General features: G+C 70.9%; 16 protein-coding genes. 6 read left to right on the top strand and 10 right to left on the bottom strand.

Annotation, left to right across the window (positions count from 1 at the left end; translation table 11 throughout):
• On the top strand, positions 1–579 hold a 579-nt coding region (locus Z052_RS17650), incomplete at its 5' end, for a DJ-1/PfpI family protein (protein ID WP_099289304.1).
• Here the strand turns inward: Z052_RS17650 and Z052_RS17645 are convergent.
• Positions 576–1,034, bottom strand: coding sequence for a universal stress protein (locus Z052_RS17645; protein ID WP_086220364.1), 459 nt, complete (start codon positions 1,032–1,034; stop codon positions 576–578). The two genes, Z052_RS17650 and Z052_RS17645, sit on opposite strands and share 4 nt — an antisense overlap.
• A gap of 195 nt (positions 1,035–1,229) precedes the next feature.
• On the opposite strand from Z052_RS17645, the gene Z052_RS17640 reads away from it, so the two are divergent.
• On the top strand, positions 1,230–1,871 hold the full coding sequence (locus Z052_RS17640) for a ribonuclease HI family protein (protein WP_049932562.1): 642 nt from the start codon (positions 1,230–1,232) through the stop codon (positions 1,869–1,871).
• Between the two features lie 22 nt (positions 1,872–1,893).
• Here the strand turns inward: Z052_RS17640 and Z052_RS17635 are convergent, their stop codons facing one another.
• From Z052_RS17635 to Z052_RS17625, 3 genes are read right to left on the bottom strand one after another with little or no spacing between them, the layout of a single operon-like run.
• Complete coding sequence (locus Z052_RS17635) at positions 1,894–2,247, bottom strand: hypothetical protein (RefSeq protein ID WP_086216669.1); 354 nt, start codon at positions 2,245–2,247, stop codon at positions 1,894–1,896.
• 58 nt (positions 2,248–2,305) lie between these two features.
• Positions 2,306–3,358: an HTH-type sugar sensing transcriptional regulator TrmB gene (gene trmB, locus Z052_RS17630; protein WP_049932559.1), complete on the bottom strand. Its 1,053-nt coding sequence runs from the start codon at positions 3,356–3,358 to the stop codon at positions 2,306–2,308.
• Between the two features lie 60 nt (positions 3,359–3,418).
• On the bottom strand, positions 3,419–3,772 hold the full coding sequence (locus Z052_RS17625; protein WP_241898001.1) for a PAC2 family protein: 354 nt from the start codon (positions 3,770–3,772) through the stop codon (positions 3,419–3,421).
• A gap of 119 nt (positions 3,773–3,891) precedes the next feature.
• Between Z052_RS17625 and Z052_RS17620 the strand changes: the two genes are divergently transcribed.
• Both Z052_RS17620 and Z052_RS17615 read left to right on the top strand, forming a co-directional pair.
• Positions 3,892–4,950 carry a mechanosensitive ion channel family protein gene (locus Z052_RS17620; protein WP_094520485.1) on the top strand — a complete coding sequence of 353 codons (1,059 nt, stop codon included), beginning with the start codon at positions 3,892–3,894 and terminating at the stop codon, positions 4,948–4,950.
• Between the two features lie 44 nt (positions 4,951–4,994).
• Positions 4,995–6,662 carry an MATE family efflux transporter gene (locus tag Z052_RS17615; RefSeq protein ID WP_089308776.1) on the top strand — a complete coding sequence of 556 codons (1,668 nt, stop codon included), beginning with the start codon at positions 4,995–4,997 and terminating at the stop codon, positions 6,660–6,662.
• 15 nt (positions 6,663–6,677) lie between these two features.
• Here the strand turns inward: Z052_RS17615 and Z052_RS17610 are convergent, their stop codons facing one another.
• The 5 genes from Z052_RS17610 to Z052_RS17590 all read right to left on the bottom strand — a co-directional run bounded on the left by Z052_RS17610 (position 6,678) and on the right by Z052_RS17590 (position 11,759).
• The gene (locus Z052_RS17610; protein WP_049932552.1) at positions 6,678–6,905 is read right to left on the bottom strand and encodes a hypothetical protein; all 228 of its coding nucleotides are present in this window, start codon (positions 6,903–6,905) and stop codon (positions 6,678–6,680) included.
• Positions 6,906–6,970: 65 nt separating this feature from the next.
• On the bottom strand, positions 6,971–8,173 hold the full coding sequence (locus Z052_RS17605; RefSeq protein WP_089308775.1) for a DUF418 domain-containing protein: 1,203 nt from the start codon (positions 8,171–8,173) through the stop codon (positions 6,971–6,973).
• Between the two features lie 78 nt (positions 8,174–8,251).
• Positions 8,252–9,316 (bottom strand): Gfo/Idh/MocA family protein, encoded by a 1,065-nt coding sequence (locus Z052_RS17600; protein ID WP_094520484.1) that lies wholly within the window; start codon positions 9,314–9,316, stop codon positions 8,252–8,254.
• 103 nt (positions 9,317–9,419) lie between these two features.
• A complete protein-coding gene (locus tag Z052_RS17595) occupies positions 9,420–9,932 on the bottom strand; it encodes a hypothetical protein (RefSeq protein ID WP_089308773.1) in 513 nt (170 codons plus the stop codon).
• A 72-nt stretch (positions 9,933–10,004) separates the two neighbouring features.
• Entirely contained in the window at positions 10,005–11,759 is a 1,755-nt protein-coding gene (locus tag Z052_RS17590) for a thiamine pyrophosphate-binding protein (RefSeq protein WP_094579982.1), read from the bottom strand.
• A 206-nt stretch (positions 11,760–11,965) separates the two neighbouring features.
• Here Z052_RS17590 and Z052_RS17585 point away from each other — a divergent pair, with 206 nt between their 5' ends.
• Both Z052_RS17585 and Z052_RS17580 read left to right on the top strand, forming a co-directional pair.
• The gene (locus tag Z052_RS17585) at positions 11,966–12,250 is read left to right on the top strand and encodes a hypothetical protein (RefSeq protein WP_049932543.1); all 285 of its coding nucleotides are present in this window, start codon (positions 11,966–11,968) and stop codon (positions 12,248–12,250) included.
• Positions 12,250–12,804, top strand: coding sequence for an adenylate kinase (locus Z052_RS17580; RefSeq protein ID WP_049932541.1), 555 nt, complete (start codon positions 12,250–12,252; stop codon positions 12,802–12,804). Before Z052_RS17585 ends, Z052_RS17580 begins: the two co-directional genes overlap by 1 nt.
• A 51-nt stretch (positions 12,805–12,855) precedes the next feature.
• On the opposite strand, the gene Z052_RS17575 is transcribed toward Z052_RS17580, so the two are convergent.
• On the bottom strand, positions 12,856–14,754 hold the full coding sequence (locus tag Z052_RS17575; protein ID WP_049932539.1) for a DEAD/DEAH box helicase: 1,899 nt from the start codon (positions 14,752–14,754) through the stop codon (positions 12,856–12,858).
• Between the last annotated feature and the right edge of the window lie 140 nt (positions 14,755–14,894).

Raw genomic sequence — 14,894 nt, 5'->3', positions numbered from 1 at the left:
ACGACAGGGGACGACGGGGCGTCAGGAGACGACGGCGGCCGCGTCCGATACGTGTCGCTCGACGAGCGCGAGACGGTGACCGCGAGCCACGGGACCCGCGTCGGCGTGGACGGAACGCTCCCCGGCCCGGGAGGAGAGGACGCCCCGGACCTGCTGGTCGTGCCCGGGGGCGGGTGGAACGCGCGCAACCAGGAGGCGAGCGCGTGGGCCGAGGCGCAGAAGGGCGACGTGCCGCGCGCGCTCGCCGCGTACCACGCGGCGGACACCCGGATCGCCTCGGTGTGTACCGGGTCGATGCTGCTCGCGGAGGCGGGCGTCACCGACGGCCGCCGGGCCGTCACGCACGCCTCCGCCGTCGAGGAGCTCCGGGAGTCGGGAGCGGAGGTCGTCGACGCGCGGGTCGTCGACGACGGCGACGTGCTCAGCGCGGGCGGGGTCACCTCCGGGATCGATCTGGCGCTGTACGTCGTCGAGCGCGAGTTCGGCGAGTCGGTCGCCGACCGGGCGGCGACCGTCATCGAGTACGAGCGGCGGTACGAGGTCGCGACGCGGGACGGGTCGCGGCGCGGGGAGAACTAGTCGTCCGGGAGCGGCGCGGCGTCGTCGTCGGCGTCGTTCGTCGTGGTCTCTCCGTCCGCGTCCACGGTGATCACGGTACAGTCGAGTTGGCTGCGGAGGAACGAGTCGATGTCGGGGTCGGAGAGCAACTTCTGGACCATCCGGCGCCACCGCCCCGCCTGTTTCGACCCGATGACGACCACGTCGGCCCCCTCGGCGACGATCTCTTCGAGGATCGTCTCCTCGACGAGGAAGCCCCGACGGACGACGTACCGCGCCCGGTCGATCCGGCCGATCCGCTCCTCGACGGCGCGCTTGAGGTCGCTGCGCGAGACGCCCCCCGAGCGCTGGTATAAGTCGACGTGGAGGACCGTGAGGTCAGCGTCGCGCTCCGCGGCGACGCGGGCCGCCTCGCGGAGCGTCGCCGCCGAGTGCGACGAGGGAGGGAATCGAACCGGGACGACGACGAGCGTCATGTCGGGTCGGAGGGGTTGGGGGCGTAAATACGCTGTCGGTGTGGCCCTCGCTCTCGGTCGGTCGCAGTCGTCACTCTCACTCAGTCCTGACCGCCGATCGGCGGCGGCTCGGCTCACCGCGCTCACCGCCAGCGCATTTTTCCCTGCGCTCTCGAATGAACCGTTGTGGACCGCAGTTCGGCCGCGTGAGACATCATGGACCGACTTCCCACGGACCGGCTCTCGCCGCTGGCGAGCCGCGTCGACGACGTCCTCGCCCTGTACGGCTACGAGATACGACCGGCGATCGACGCCATCGACGACGCGGTGACCGGGTACGGCGGGCTGTTCGGCCCGACGACGACCGACGCCGAGATCCGGACCGCGGTCGAGTCGGTCCTCGCCGCCGACCCGCCGCGATCGGGCGACGACCGCGGCGAGTCCGCCGACGACATCGTTCTCTACGTCGACGGGAGCTCGCGCGGAAACCCCGGACCGGCCGGCGCGGGGGCCGTGCTGCTGGTCGACGATGACCCCCTCGTTCGGCTGGGCCGACCCGTCGGGGCTCGCGCCGAGAACAACACCGCGGAGTACGCGGCGCTCCACCTCGGACTGGAGGCGCTGGCCGCGCGCTGCGACCCTGCGGCCGTCGAGGTCCGGATCGACTCGCGGACCGTCATCGACGACATCTGGGGCAGCGGTGACGGGATCGCGTCGGCCGCACCGTACCGGCCGGCCATCCGGGACCGCATCGCCGCGCTACCCGCCTGCGAGTGGACGCATCTGGCCGACAGCGACCCGAACCCGGCCGACGCCCGCGCGGCGGTCGGAGCCGATATCGCGGCGCTCGGTCCGTAGCGGAGGGGAAGCGGCTGCGGTGTTACGACCGGTCCCCGTCGTCTCGCGGCGAGACGGCTTCGACCGCTCCCGTTGGCGGTTCGAGCCGGACGGTGTGACGCGTGTGGCGCGCGTGCGTCTCCGCCCAGCGCCGCGCCGGACGCTCCGCGAGGAAGCGCTCCCCGTCCGGGCAGCGGTCGCACCGGGCGACCCACGGGGTCACGCCGTCCGGGTAGTGGCCGGTGTGGCGCTCGTGGTCGAGCGCGAACTGCTCGATCGCGTGGCTCCCGGGGTCGAGGTCGTCGACCTCGCGGTCGAGCACCCACTCCCGGTCGCACCGCTCGCACGCGACGGTCGGTGCGTCTCGCTCGTCGTCGGGACGCGCGTCGTCGGTCACGGGTCCGCTTCGGTCCGCCCGCACTTGAACGGCGACGCCGGGACGACCCGAGCGCACCTCACAGCGCCGGCGGCTCGCCGCGGCCGATCACGATCTCCTGGCCCTCCACGTCCTCCAAGGCGGCGACGCGGCCGCCGATCTCGACGCGGCCGTTCTCGGTCTCGACGACCAGCGACGCCACCTCCTCCGTGTCGACGAACGCGACGTCGACGACTTTCCCGCGGACAGTGACCTCCTCGCCGGTCTCGATGTCGCGGCCCTCGACGGTCGCGTAGAACTCCTCGTCGCCGAACTCGCGGACGTCCTTCACGGCCCGACGGATGGAGGCGTAGCGGCGCGGGAAGGGCCGGTCCTCGCCGTCGGCGGCGAGCGATTCCGCGGTCGTCCACAGGACGGTGCCGAAGAAGCCGGAGACGAGGAAGCCGAGCGCGGAGCGGTTGAAGATGACACCGTAGCGCTCGCGGTCGTCGCGCAGCGCGTCCTGCGTTGCGTACACGGAGTACTCGCCGTCGCCGACCGCGAGGACCGGCGTGGTGATCCCGCGGCGCGCGCGGGCGATCGTCGCGACCTCCAAGTAGTCGAACTCCGTCGGGTCGGGCGCGTTCGACGCCGGCGTGACGAGCAGTTCGACGGTGACGCCCTCGGCGACCTTCGCGGCGAGTTCGTCCCGGAACCGCCGCAGGAGGCCGGGGGTGAGCGACAGCGCGAGCTCGTACTCCGCGTTCGCGATCACCTCTTCGAGGTACCGGAGGATCGTCGAGCGCGACTTGACAAGCGACACCGCCTCCGTCTCCCGCGTCGGCGCGGTGTACCGCGCCTCCAGCTCGTCGACCATCTCCGTGAACGACGACCGCAGATCGCCGAAGGCGTCCTCGGGGTCGACGGCGACGATCTTCATCGGCCGCGACTCGCGGAGCTCGACGAGCCCGCGGTCCGAGAGGCTCCGGACCGTGTCATACACCCGCGGCTGCGGGATCTCGGTCCGGTCGGCGATGTCGCTCGCCGTCAGTTCGCCGTGTTCCAACACCGCGAGGTACGCGTCAATCTCGTACTCGCCGAGGTTGAATCGGTCCCCCACGCGGTCGAGCGTGTCCCGGAGATCGTCAGTCATGTACCGAAGAACGGGACCGGGGATTATAGCTTTTTACTATGAGACGAGTTGTACGCGTTTTCAGAGCCCGGTCCTCACGGTCGGGACAGCCGGGGGCCACATGTCCATGCGGTCGTGGTCCCCTCCGGCTCCCGCTCCTCGATCCGCTCGGCGACGAGGACGGTGCCGTCGCGGTCCGAGTCGGTGTACAGCCGGAGCGGGTGGCGCGGCGTCCCCTTTCGCAAACGACGTGATCGACGGGGCGCCGTCGATCCGGACGCGCCCCGTCTCCTCGAGATCGAGGTCGTCGACCAAGTAGTGGACGGCGGTCAGGCCGGCGAGCCCGAACGGGGGGAAGCCGGCGAGCAGCGCGTCTCCCGGCTTGGTGTCGTGTTCGACGCCGAACCTCGTTGGGTCCGCAGGCGGTTGGCCCATACCGCCCGTTCGCTCAGCGAAGTCACAGTGGTTGCCCCGTCTCTCGTTCGAAGCGGCTCGTTCGCCGCCGGTCGTGCGCGTGGAGAAACGCTTTTTCCGATGGCCGACAGCGGGTTCCCATGGTCTTCCCGGGGGGAACGCCGATCGCGGGGGCCGTCTCACGGCTCGCCGATATCGGCTCTCGGCTCGCGGACCTGCCGGGAACGGGCGTGTTGACCGTCCTCGCGTCACTGGCGGTCGGCGTCGTCCTCGCGAACTTCCTCGTCCGGCTGATCGGTCGCCCCGTCGCCCGCCGCGTGTCGCGACAGAGCGTCGCGCAGACGATCGTCCGCGGGGTCCGGGTCGGCACGATCGCCGCCTCGGTGCTGGTCGGCCTGGGCGCCGTCGGCTTCCGGTTCGCGGACCTCCTCCTCGGGACCGCAGTGTTCTCGGCCGTCATCGGTATCGTCCTCGCGCCGCTCGTCGGGAACTTCATCAACGGCGTGTTCATCCTCGCGGACCAGCCGTTCGAGATCGGCGACATGATCGAGTTAGAGGACGGGACGACCGGGTTCGTCGAGGACATCACGATCCGCTACACGAAGATATTCACTCTGGATAACACCTTCCTCGTCGTGCCGAACGGGACGATGCGCGAGCGCGACGTGACGAACTTCTCGGCCGAGGACGAGCGGACCCGGCGCTCGATCGACGTGCTCGTCACCTACGAGAGCGACATCCCCGAGGCCCGGCGGCTCATCGAGCGCGCGGCGCGCGACTCCGAGGCCGTCGTCGACGGCGGCCCCGACATCCGGATCGGCGTGGCGCGGTACATGGCGGGTCCCGACTGCCGCCTCCACGAGTTCGCCGACGACGGGGTCCTCCTCCGGCTGCGGTACTGGGTGAAGAAGCCGTACAAGCTCGCGAAGGTCCAGTCGGACGTGAACACCGAGATCCGCGAGCGCCTCGCCGACGCGGACGTCGAGATGGCGTACCCGCACCGCCACCTCGTCTTCGACGACACCTCCGGCGTCGCCCGCGTCGACGCCGCCACCGAGACGTCCGGTGCCGACGGAGCTCACGGCGCCGCCGATCCGACCCCGGGCGACGGAGCAGGCGCCACGGAGACGACCGAGGGCGGGCCTTCGGACGCGGACAATCCCGCCGGATCCATAGACAGTAGCGACGGGCGTCGGTAACCGGATCGGAAGCCTGATAGAGCGCGCCCGGCTTTTCAACCGCAGTGAGCGACGAGCCCGCCGCCGACCCCTCCGACCCGTCGGATTCCTCCGAGCCGCCGGACCCCTCCGGTGGACCGAGCGGCGATACCATGGGCGGCGACGACGGCCGCGACGGGGACGACGACCCCGAAGCTGCGTCCGACGCCCCCGAGCCCGCGCCCGACGACCCAGTCGGCGAGGAGTCGATCACCGAGGGGAGCCTCCTCCGACCGCTGTTCCGCCTGGCGTGGCCGATCGTCGTCATCCAGCTGCTCCAGGTGACGTACAACATCGTCGACACCCTGTACCTCGGCCGGCTCTCGGCGGAGGCCGTCGGCGCGATCAGCCTCGCGTTCCCGCTGATCTTCCTCCTGATCGCGGTCGCCGGCGGGTTCACGACGGCGGGCGCGATCCTCGTCGCGCAGTACACCGGCGCCGACGGCGAGGGCTCCGCCGGGCTCGTGGCGGGACAGACGATCTTCACCGTCTCCGTGCTGTCCGTGCTCATCGGGATCGGGGGCTACTTCTACACGCGCCCGGCCCTCGAGATCCTGCCGAGCGACGCGGAGACCGCGGCGACCGTGATCCCGCTCGCGGCAGACTACATGGAGGTGATCTTCGCCGGGATCCCCCTGATGTTCGGGTTCTTCGTCTTCTCGGCGCTGATGCGCGGCTACGGCGACACGCGGACGCCGATGGCCGTCATGTTCATTTCCGTCCTCCTGAACGTCCTCTTGGACCCGTTCTTCATCTTCGGGTTCGAGGGGAACCCGCTGTTCGAGTGGCTCGCCGCGGTTCCCGGCCTCGCGGCGCTCGACCCGGTCGCGCTGGAGGCGACGCTGCTCTCGGCGACGGGAGTCACCGGGATCGGCATCCAGGGCGCCGCGCTCGCGACGATCCTCTCGCGGGGCGTCGCGACCGCCATCGGCCTCTGGATACTGTTCGGCACCGGGTACGGCCCCGACGTGACGCTCGGCCACCTCGCGCCCGACCTCGATTTTATCCGGGACATCTTCCGGCTCGGGCTCCCCTCCAGCGTCGAGCAGACGACGAGCGCGCTCGCGATGATCACGCTCACCGCGATGATCGTCACGTTCTCGCCGCCGGTCGTCGCCGCATACGGGCTCGGCAACCGGCTCATCTCGCTCGTCTTCCTGCCCGCGATGGGGCTCGGCCGCGCTATCGACACGATGGTCGGGCAGAACCTCGGCGCGAACCGCGCCGACCGCGCCGGCAGGGCTGTGAAGTTCGCGGCCACGACCGGCGCGGGCGTGATGTTCCTCGTCGCGGTCGTCGCCGTGACGTTCACCGAACCGATCGTCGGCGCGTTCCTCGGCGACGTGCCGGACGCGCCCGCGACGATCGGCTACGCGGTGGAGTACGTCCGGATCCGGTCGGTCGAGTTCGCCTTCATCGGCGTCTCGCAGGTGATCTTAGGCGCGTTCCGCGGCGCGGGCAACACGAAGACCGCGATGGTCATCTCGATCCTCACCCTCTGGGTGGGCCGGGTCGCGAGCGTCGGGTACCTCGTGTTCGTCGCCGGGTGGGGCGAGACCGGAGTCTGGGTCGGTATGGCACTCGGAAACGTCCTCGGCGCCGTCATCGGCGTCGCGTGGTTCTCGCGCGGCACGTGGACCGAGCGGTACATCGACGAGCCCGAGCCCGGCGTCGACCCGGTGGGAGACGACTGACGAGCCCCCGGTCGCTCAGTGTCGGAAGAGGTACACCGCGTCGTCGGAACGCAGTAGGCAGAACCGCGCGCCGTCGTTCTCGGGGAACGTCGTCCCGGACTGTCGCGTGACGAAGAGCCGCGAAAAGGCGTCGTCGCACACCGGGCACGCCATCCCTTCCCTGTTCTCCCAGAGGCTCGTTCGGCCCGAGTCGCGGAGCTGTTTCAGTTCGTGACGGTGGTCGTGAACGTCGAACTCGCTCATGTGCGGGAGTCCGACCGGGGACTGTTGAACGTGTCCTCGCGAGTCTCAGTTCGGAGAACGCGGGGTCAGTCTTTCAGCCGCAACGGCTGTGCCTCCCCGTAGGTGAGCGTCCGCCACACCCACTCGACGGGACCGAACCGGAAGTACCGGAGCCAGATCACGGACAGCGGGACTTGGACCGCCCAGATCGCGACGACGATCCCCATTGCCTCGACGCGGCTGACGGAGCCGAACAGCCCGAGGCCGTGACCGTAGAACACCGTCGTCGCGATCACCGTCTGGAGCAGGTAGTTGGTGAACGCGGTGCGGCCGACCGCGGCGAGCGCGCGGGCCACGAGCCCCTCACCGCGCCACCGGACGAACAGCGTGACGAGGCCGACGTACCCGCCAGCGACGAGCAGACTCCCGACGTAGTTGAACTGCCGCCAGTACAGCGCGGCGCCGGCGCTCCAGTCGTTCGCCTCGATATACGCGACGCCGGCGACGACGATTCCGACGCCGACGACGCCGCCCGCGACGAGCCGGCGGTAGAACGCGGTCGAGCGCTCGCCGGTCAACACGCCGCGCCTGTACAGTGCCATGCCGAGCAGCATGACGCCGCCCACGCGCCAGAAGCTCGACCCGATGAACCCGGACGTCTGTCGCTGGAACGACGAGGAGACGCGGTGGCTCATCTGGTCGAGCCAGCCGCCGCGGTAGGCGGCCACCTGGTCTCGGACCGCGGCCTCCGCGGGCAGCCACTGGCCGGCGATCGCCTCGCCGCCGATCGAGGTCGCGGCGAACAGCTCGATCGCGGGGACGAAGAGCAGGAATATCCCGGCGAGCCCGCCGAGCCGACGCGCGTCGAGGTCGCGGACGAAGAGGAGGAACAGCCCGAGCAGCCCGTACGTGACGAGGATGTCCCCGTACCACAGCAGGTACGCGTGAAGGAGGCCGATCGCGATCAGCACCGCGGTCCGGCGGAGGTGGAGGCGGACGGCGTCTTGGCCCTTCTCCTCTTTGCTCTCGATGAACAGCAGGACGCCGGCGCCGAACAGCGCCGAGAAGACGGTGATGAACTTCGACTGCGCGAACACGTGGCCGACGAACCAGGTCCAGTAGTTGAGCCCGGTGAAGTCGCCGTACACGGTGGGGTTGAGCAGGGTCTGCTCCGGCATCGAGAAGACGCGGATGTTGATGACGAGGATGCCGAGCAGCGCGAAGCCGCGGAGCGCGTCGAGACTGGTGATCCGTTCGGAGGGCGGCGTGGGGCCGGGATCGCTGGTCACGAGTTGTCCGCGGTGACGGTCCCCAGCACCGAATAGGTTCCCATCGCGGCTCCCGGGTCGGCCTGCTCGGTCGGCGGCTCAGTCCAGCCGCACCGCCGCGCCGGTCTCCGCGGAGCGGTAGATTGCGTCGATGACGCGCTGGACGCGTAACCCCTCCTCGACGGTGTTTATCGACGGCGCCTCGCCGTCGGCGGCCGCTTCGAGGAACGTCGCCTGCTCGGCGGCGTGCGCGTCGCCGTCGCGCGTCTCCACGCTCGCGTCCGTGAGGTGGTGGCCGCCGCCGACGCCCGCCTCGTGGACCGTGAGGTCGCCGCTGCCGCGGTCGAGCGTCGCGCCCGCCTCGGTGCCCCGGACGACGAACTCGTCGGTCGCCGGCCGGTTCGTCGCCCACGCGACCTCCAGCGAGACGGTGCTCCCGTCGGCGCCGCGGATGAACGCGGACGCGGAGTCGTCGACGTCGAACCCCTCCGGCCCCGCGTCGTCGCCCCACATGTGGACGTACGCGTAGTCGTCGCGACCGCCGAACTCCGAGCGCGTGTCCCCGGACACCTCGACGACCTCGGGGTGATCGAGGAAGTAGAGCGCCAAGTCGATCGCGTGGACGCCGATATCGATGAGCGCGCCGCCGCCGGCGACGTCCGCCGACGTGAACCACGAGCCCCGGCCGGGGACGCCGCGCCGCCGGACGTAGTTCGCCTCGACGTGGGTGGTCTCGCCGAACCTCCCCTCGTCTTGGTAGTGTTTGATCACCTGAACCGGCTCCGCGAACCGGTTGTTGAACCCGACCATACAGAACCCGTCGGCGTCGCTGGCGGCGTCGGCGATCCGCTCGGCGCTGTCGAGCGTGTGCGCCAGCGGCTTCTCCAAGAGCACGTCGAGGCCGGCCGAAAGCGCCGAGGTCGCGTACTCTTCGTGGAAGCGGTTCGGGGTGGTGACCAGCACGGCGTCGCAGTCCTCGTAGAGGTCCGTCTCGTCCTCGTAGGCGGGGACGCCGAACTCCTCGTGGAACCGTGCCCGCGCGTCGGCATCGACGTCCATCCCGCCGACGAGGTTCGCGCCGCGCTCGGTCAGCTTCGTCGCGTGGTGGGACCCGATGCCGCCGAGGCCGACGATGCCGACGGCGACGTCGTTCGGATGCGTCATGGGCGGGCTTCACCACGGGTGTTGTTAAGGCTCCCGTCCCGCGGGACGCGCCGGAACCCGACCGCGCGTGGGGACGGCCGTCACGACCCCGCTGGCGGTCGGCTCACGCGATCGGGACGCCGACGGCGACGGCGATCGCGCCGTCGACCGCTACCGCCGCGGCGTCGGCTACTACCGTCACGCCGTCGATCGCGCCGGGCGCCATCGAGTCGACGAAGTCGAAGAGGTCGCCGAGCGAGCCGGCGTTCTCGGCGAGGCTCTCGCGCGCGTCGAGGAGCCCCCGGAACCGCTCCGGTTCGCGGGCGATCACGAACCGGCCGACCCCGGCGCCGGTGCCGAGGAAGGCGAGGAGGGCGAGCGCCCGCGAGATGGTGAGCAGTTTCAACAAGACCGGGAGCGCCAGCGCGAGCGCCAGCGCGGCGACGACGCCCGTGACGACCTCGCCGAACGACCCGCCGTCGGCGAGGTCGATGACGCCCGCGCCGGAGAGGATGACGAACCCCCCGACGCCGAGGGCCAACGTCCCCCACATGAACGCCGCCAGCAGGCGGACGGGACCGTCGTACCCACTCCCGGCGTCGTCCGGGACATCGTCGTGAACCCACGGGTTGCGCATACGGGAAATTCAGACCCGACGAGTATATAGATCGCTTCAGATCTCGGAAACGCTCGGCGTGAAACGGACCGGTTAGGACCGGGGGTGCGGGCCGGTCATCCACTCGCTCGCCTGCGGTTCGTCCGGATCGGTGACGACCTCGACGAGGGCCGGGCCGTCGCGGTCGCGGGCGCGCTCGACGGCGTCGCCGACCGCGCCGCGCGCATGGACGCGCTCCGCGGGCAGGCCCATCCCCGACGCGACCGCGACGAGGTCGAGGCCGGTCTCCGCCCACCCGTAGCTCTGGTCCGGGAAGTCGTACGACCGCGACGCCTCCTCGCTGATGATCGCGTAGTCGTCGTTGTTGAGCGCGACGACGGTGACGTCGATCCCCTCGCTCGCCAGCGTGTGGAGCTCGTGGACGCACATCATGAGCCCGCCGTCGCCGGTGAGCGCGACCACGTCGCGGTCCGGGTTCGCCAGCTTGGCGCCGAGCGCCGACGGGAGCCCGGTACCCATCGTCGCCCACGAACCGGGGTTGACGTACGACCGCGGCCCCGCAGCGGGGAACGAGACGAGCGTCCACAGCCGGAACCCGCCCGCGTCGGCGGCGACGACCGCGTCCGCCGGGACCGCGTCGCGAACCGCCGAGAGGGCCTCGACGGAGCGGAGCGGGCGCTCCTCGCGGTCGTCGGCCGTCGACTTCCCTGAACCGTCGGCGCTCTGCTCGGACAACGCCGCGAAGCGCTCGCGGTCGGCCGCGCGGACCGACTCGGCGCGCTCGGCGCTGTCGGCGCCGCGGGGCGCCACCCCCTCGTCGTCGAGGCGGTCGGTGAGCGCCCGGAGGAAGCGGTCCGCGTCAGCGACGACGCCGAGGTCCGCTTCGTAGCCGAACCCGACGTCGTCCCCGTCGAGCGTGACGTGGATCAGCGTCTCGGGAATCGCGACGGACCACGAGGCGGTCGCGACCGCGTCGAGGTCTGAGCCGATGACGAGGCCGACGTCGGCGTCCGCGAGGAGTCCCCGGAGCTCCGCGCTGGCCCCGCCGCAGAGCACGCCCGCCGACAGCTGGTGCGTCTCGGGGAGCGTCCCCTTCCCCTTGTACGTCGTCACGACCGGCGCGCCGAGCCCCTCGGCGACCGACCGGAGGGCGTCGCTCGCGTCCGCGCGCCTGACACCGCCGCCGGCGAGCACGACGGGCGCTGTGGCATCGCCGAGCAGGTCTGCGGCCTCGCGCACCGCCGCCGCGGGCGGTGCCGGCGGCGGTGACGGCTCGCGCTCGCCGACCGCGGGCTGCGGGGTCCGACCGGCGAGGAAGTCCTTCGGGATCCCCACGCGGACCGGTCCCTGCGGGTGTTCGCGGGCGGTCCGGATCGCCTCGACGACGGCGGGGACCGCGCCCGCGGGCGAGTCGACAAGGACGTTCTCCTTGACGACGGTGTCGTACGTCTCCGGCGGCGTCTCGTGGATGCCGTCGCCGCCGCGGACCGACCGTTCCGTCTCGACGGCGAGGTGGAGCAGGGGGACGCAGTCGTTCAGGGCGTTCTTCAGCCCGTTCATCGCGTTCGTGTCGCCCGGGCCGGGGACGACGCAGGTGGCTGCCATCGCGCCGGGCTCGCTCGTCTCGGCGTACCCCCACGCTTGGTGCGGGACGGCGGTCTCGTGGCGGGCGACGACGAACCGCGCGTCGCGATCGGCGAGCGCCCGGTTCAGCGGGAGGGTCTGCTTGCCGGGGATCCCGAAGACGGTGTCGACGCCGCGGTCGAGCATCGCGTCGACGACCGCCTCGGCGACGGTCGGTGGGTCGTCGTGCCTATCGGCGGCGGGCGAGGGCTCGTCAGCGTCCATGTCGCGAAGTCGGCGGAGCGTATGTTGAAAGCTTCGTCCGCCGCCGGGTCCGCGAGCGAGCGCGGGACGCGACGCGGCGGGGAGGGGAACGCATCGGAGGGGCGGCGACACTCCGCGTCACAACGGAACGAGGGGGTAACCCGCGACTTCGGTCGCGGGGCACTGACATGTACACTTATGCTAGCGTGTGCTGTCATGTGTCATGTATGCGCTTACCAGAGACTCGTGACCTGTTCGCGAGGAAACTACAGTTTCCGGCGCCCCGAAGCGAGGTGCTGGAGACGGTCGGTGACACGGAGTTGTCGCCGCCCGACGGAGAGTCCACGACGATCCGGGCGGTCATCGACCGGTCGGAGGTCGAGACGTTCGACTCGGCCGACGACCTCTACGACACGCTGATGATGCTCGTCGGCGCGCAGTTCATCGGCCGCCGGTACTACGACGACCGCGGCGGGATGCCGGGCGACGAGGAGAACGAGGTGAGCTTCTGATGTCAGTCACGATCGTGTCGGGAGTCAACGGCGTCGGCCTTTCCAGCGTCTGTCAGGCGGTCAGGCGCGGACTCGGAGATGGGTACAAGCTGATCAACTTCGGCGACGTGATGCTCGAACAGGCGGCGGCGATGGGGCTCGCGACCGAGCGGGCCAAGCTCGGCACGCTCTCACAGCCCGAGACGCGGCGGCTCCAGCGCCGCGCAGGCGAGTTCGTCGCCGAGGAAGCGGAGACGACGAACGTGATCCTCTCGACGCACCTCGCGGTCGAGACGCTGACCGGCTACGTCCAAGGGCTTCCAGTCGAAGTGCTCGAAGACGTCTCGCCTGACGCGTTCGTCCTCGTGGAGGCGGAACCGGCGACGATCCTCGAACGCAGGCGGGCGAGCGACCGCGACCTCGACGGGGTCACCGAACGCCAGATCGACTTCGAGCAGGACCTCAACCGGTCCGCGGCGCTCCAGTACGCGCGCGACCAGAACGCGCCCGTCCGGTTCGTCGAGAACGAGGGGGAGATCGAGGGGGCGGCCGAGCGCTTAGCTGACGCGCTCTGAGCGAGCGGCGCGATTCGGCACGCGTCCGGTCCGGCGGCGTCGGGCCGCGGACTACTCCGCGACGTTCGTCTCGCGGACGCGGACGCCCTTCCGCCCGAGGTGCCGCATCTGTCGCTGGGCGAACTCCTCCTCGCTCGACCCGCGCGTCGCGAGGACGTAGACCAACGCGGAGCCGGTCGGCCGCATCGTCCGTCCCGCCCGCTGTGAGCCCTGTCGTCGAGAGCCGCCGAGCCCGCTCGCGACGACGGCGAGTTCGGCGTTCGGGAGGTCGATCCCCTCGTCGCCCACCCGCGAGACGACGAGGACGTCGAGGTCGTCGTCGGCCGCCCCGCCGCCCGAACCCTCCGCTTCGCCGTCCGCCCGGAACCGGCGGAACAGCTCCGCGCGCTCGTGGTGCGGCGTCTCGCCGCTGATGAAGGGGACGCCGAGCGCGTCGGCGATCGCGGCGCCCTGGTCGAGGTACTCGACGAAGACGAGCGTCTTCTTGTCGCGGTGGGCCGCGAGCAGGTACCGGATCTCCTCGACCTTCGCGGGGTTCTCGGCCGCGAGCCGTCTGCGGTCCCGGCCGTCCGCGGCGGCGTACTCGTTGCGCGCCGTCTCGTCGCGCCACGGGACGTAGCGGATCTCGACCTCGGGCTCCTGAACGAAGCCGGCCTCGAACAGCGCGTCCCAGTCCGCCCCGATGGGCTGGCCGATGAGGGTGTAGATCTCTTCCTCGCTGCCAGTCTCGCTGACGGGCGTCGCCGAGAGTCCGAGCCGGTGTTTGCTCTGGAGCTCGGCGGTCCGCGAGTACACCGGGGCGGTGACGTGATGGCATTCGTCGAAGCAGATCAGCCCCCATTCGCGGGAGTCGAAGAGGCTCCGGTGGCGGTCCATCCCGGCGATCTGGTAGGTCGCGATCGTGACGGGGCGGATCTCCTTGGTCCCCCCGTGGTAGAGTCCGATGTCGGCGGGGTCGACCGTGGAGTGCTCCAGCAGCTCCTCGCGCCACTGGTCGGCGAGCTCGCGTGAGGGGACCAAAATCAGCGTTTCGCCGCCGACCGCGGCGATCGTCGCGATCCCGGCGACAGTCTTGCCGGAGCCCGGCGGCCCGACGTACACGCCGGACTTGCGGTCGAGGAACGTCTCGACCCACGTCTCCTGGTAATCGCGGAGGTCGGTCGCGAGGTCGATCTCGACCGGGTCGCCGGTCTCGAGGTCGCGGTCGTCCTCGACCGGGTAGCCGGCGTCGTAGAGCGTGCGCTTGACCGCGGCGACCGCCGCCTCGTTCACCCACGCCTCGGTGTCCGAGATTGGCGCGCGGAGGTGGTCATCATCGAGGTGCTGGTCGGCGACGTTCCCCATCAGGTTCTCGGAGGCGGCCTCGAGGACGACGTACCCGTCCGCGTGGGTGTACAGCCGGAAGCGGTGCGCCCGACGCCACTGGTCGCGCACCCACGCTTCGAGGTGTTCGTACCGCCGCGGCAGCACCGACCGGAGCGCGCCCACGAGCGCGTCGGCGTCGTCGAACGGTGCTGCCCACACGTCCTCCTGGCGGATCCGATAGAGATACCCGCGGGTTCCGGGCTCGGTGCCGGTGGTGTCGACGAGGTTCGCGAACTGCGAGAGCCGCGCGCGGGTGTACTGCGTGGGGCGGTCGACGACGATCTCGCGGCGCTTCGGGAAGGTCACGACGCGCTCGCGGCTCGCCAACGCGCCCCAGTCGCGGGGGTAGAATACGACGGGGTCGGCCTCGACGTCGAGTCGGTCCACGTCGCCGCGGTCAACGAGCGCAGCGAGCGCGTCGCGCGCTGCCGCCTGCGACGTTCCGAGCCGGCGGGCGACCTCGCTCGCCGTTGCGACCGGTCGCTCCTCGGCCTCGAGCGCCTCGTGGAAGCGATCTAAGGAGAGGTCTTCAGCGTCGTCCTCGCTGGAATCGTCGCCGGCGTCGTCGCCGGTGTCGTCGGTCATCACCGCCGCTTCGGTCGCGACGCGGAAATGGATAGCGTCAGCGGACGAGACGGAACGGAGGTCTTACACATGTCGTACGGGGTTGCTCTCTGAGGAGCGACCGACAACATCTCCAAAGCCCCAGTCGTGCGGCCGCAGTA

This window comes from Halorubrum sp. C191, from assembly GCF_002727095.1.
Classification (GTDB): domain Archaea; phylum Halobacteriota; class Halobacteria; order Halobacteriales; family Haloferacaceae; genus Halorubrum; species Halorubrum ezzemoulense.
Note: the sequence above shows the minus strand (reverse complement) of the source record. Positions and strands in the feature narration are given on the sequence as shown.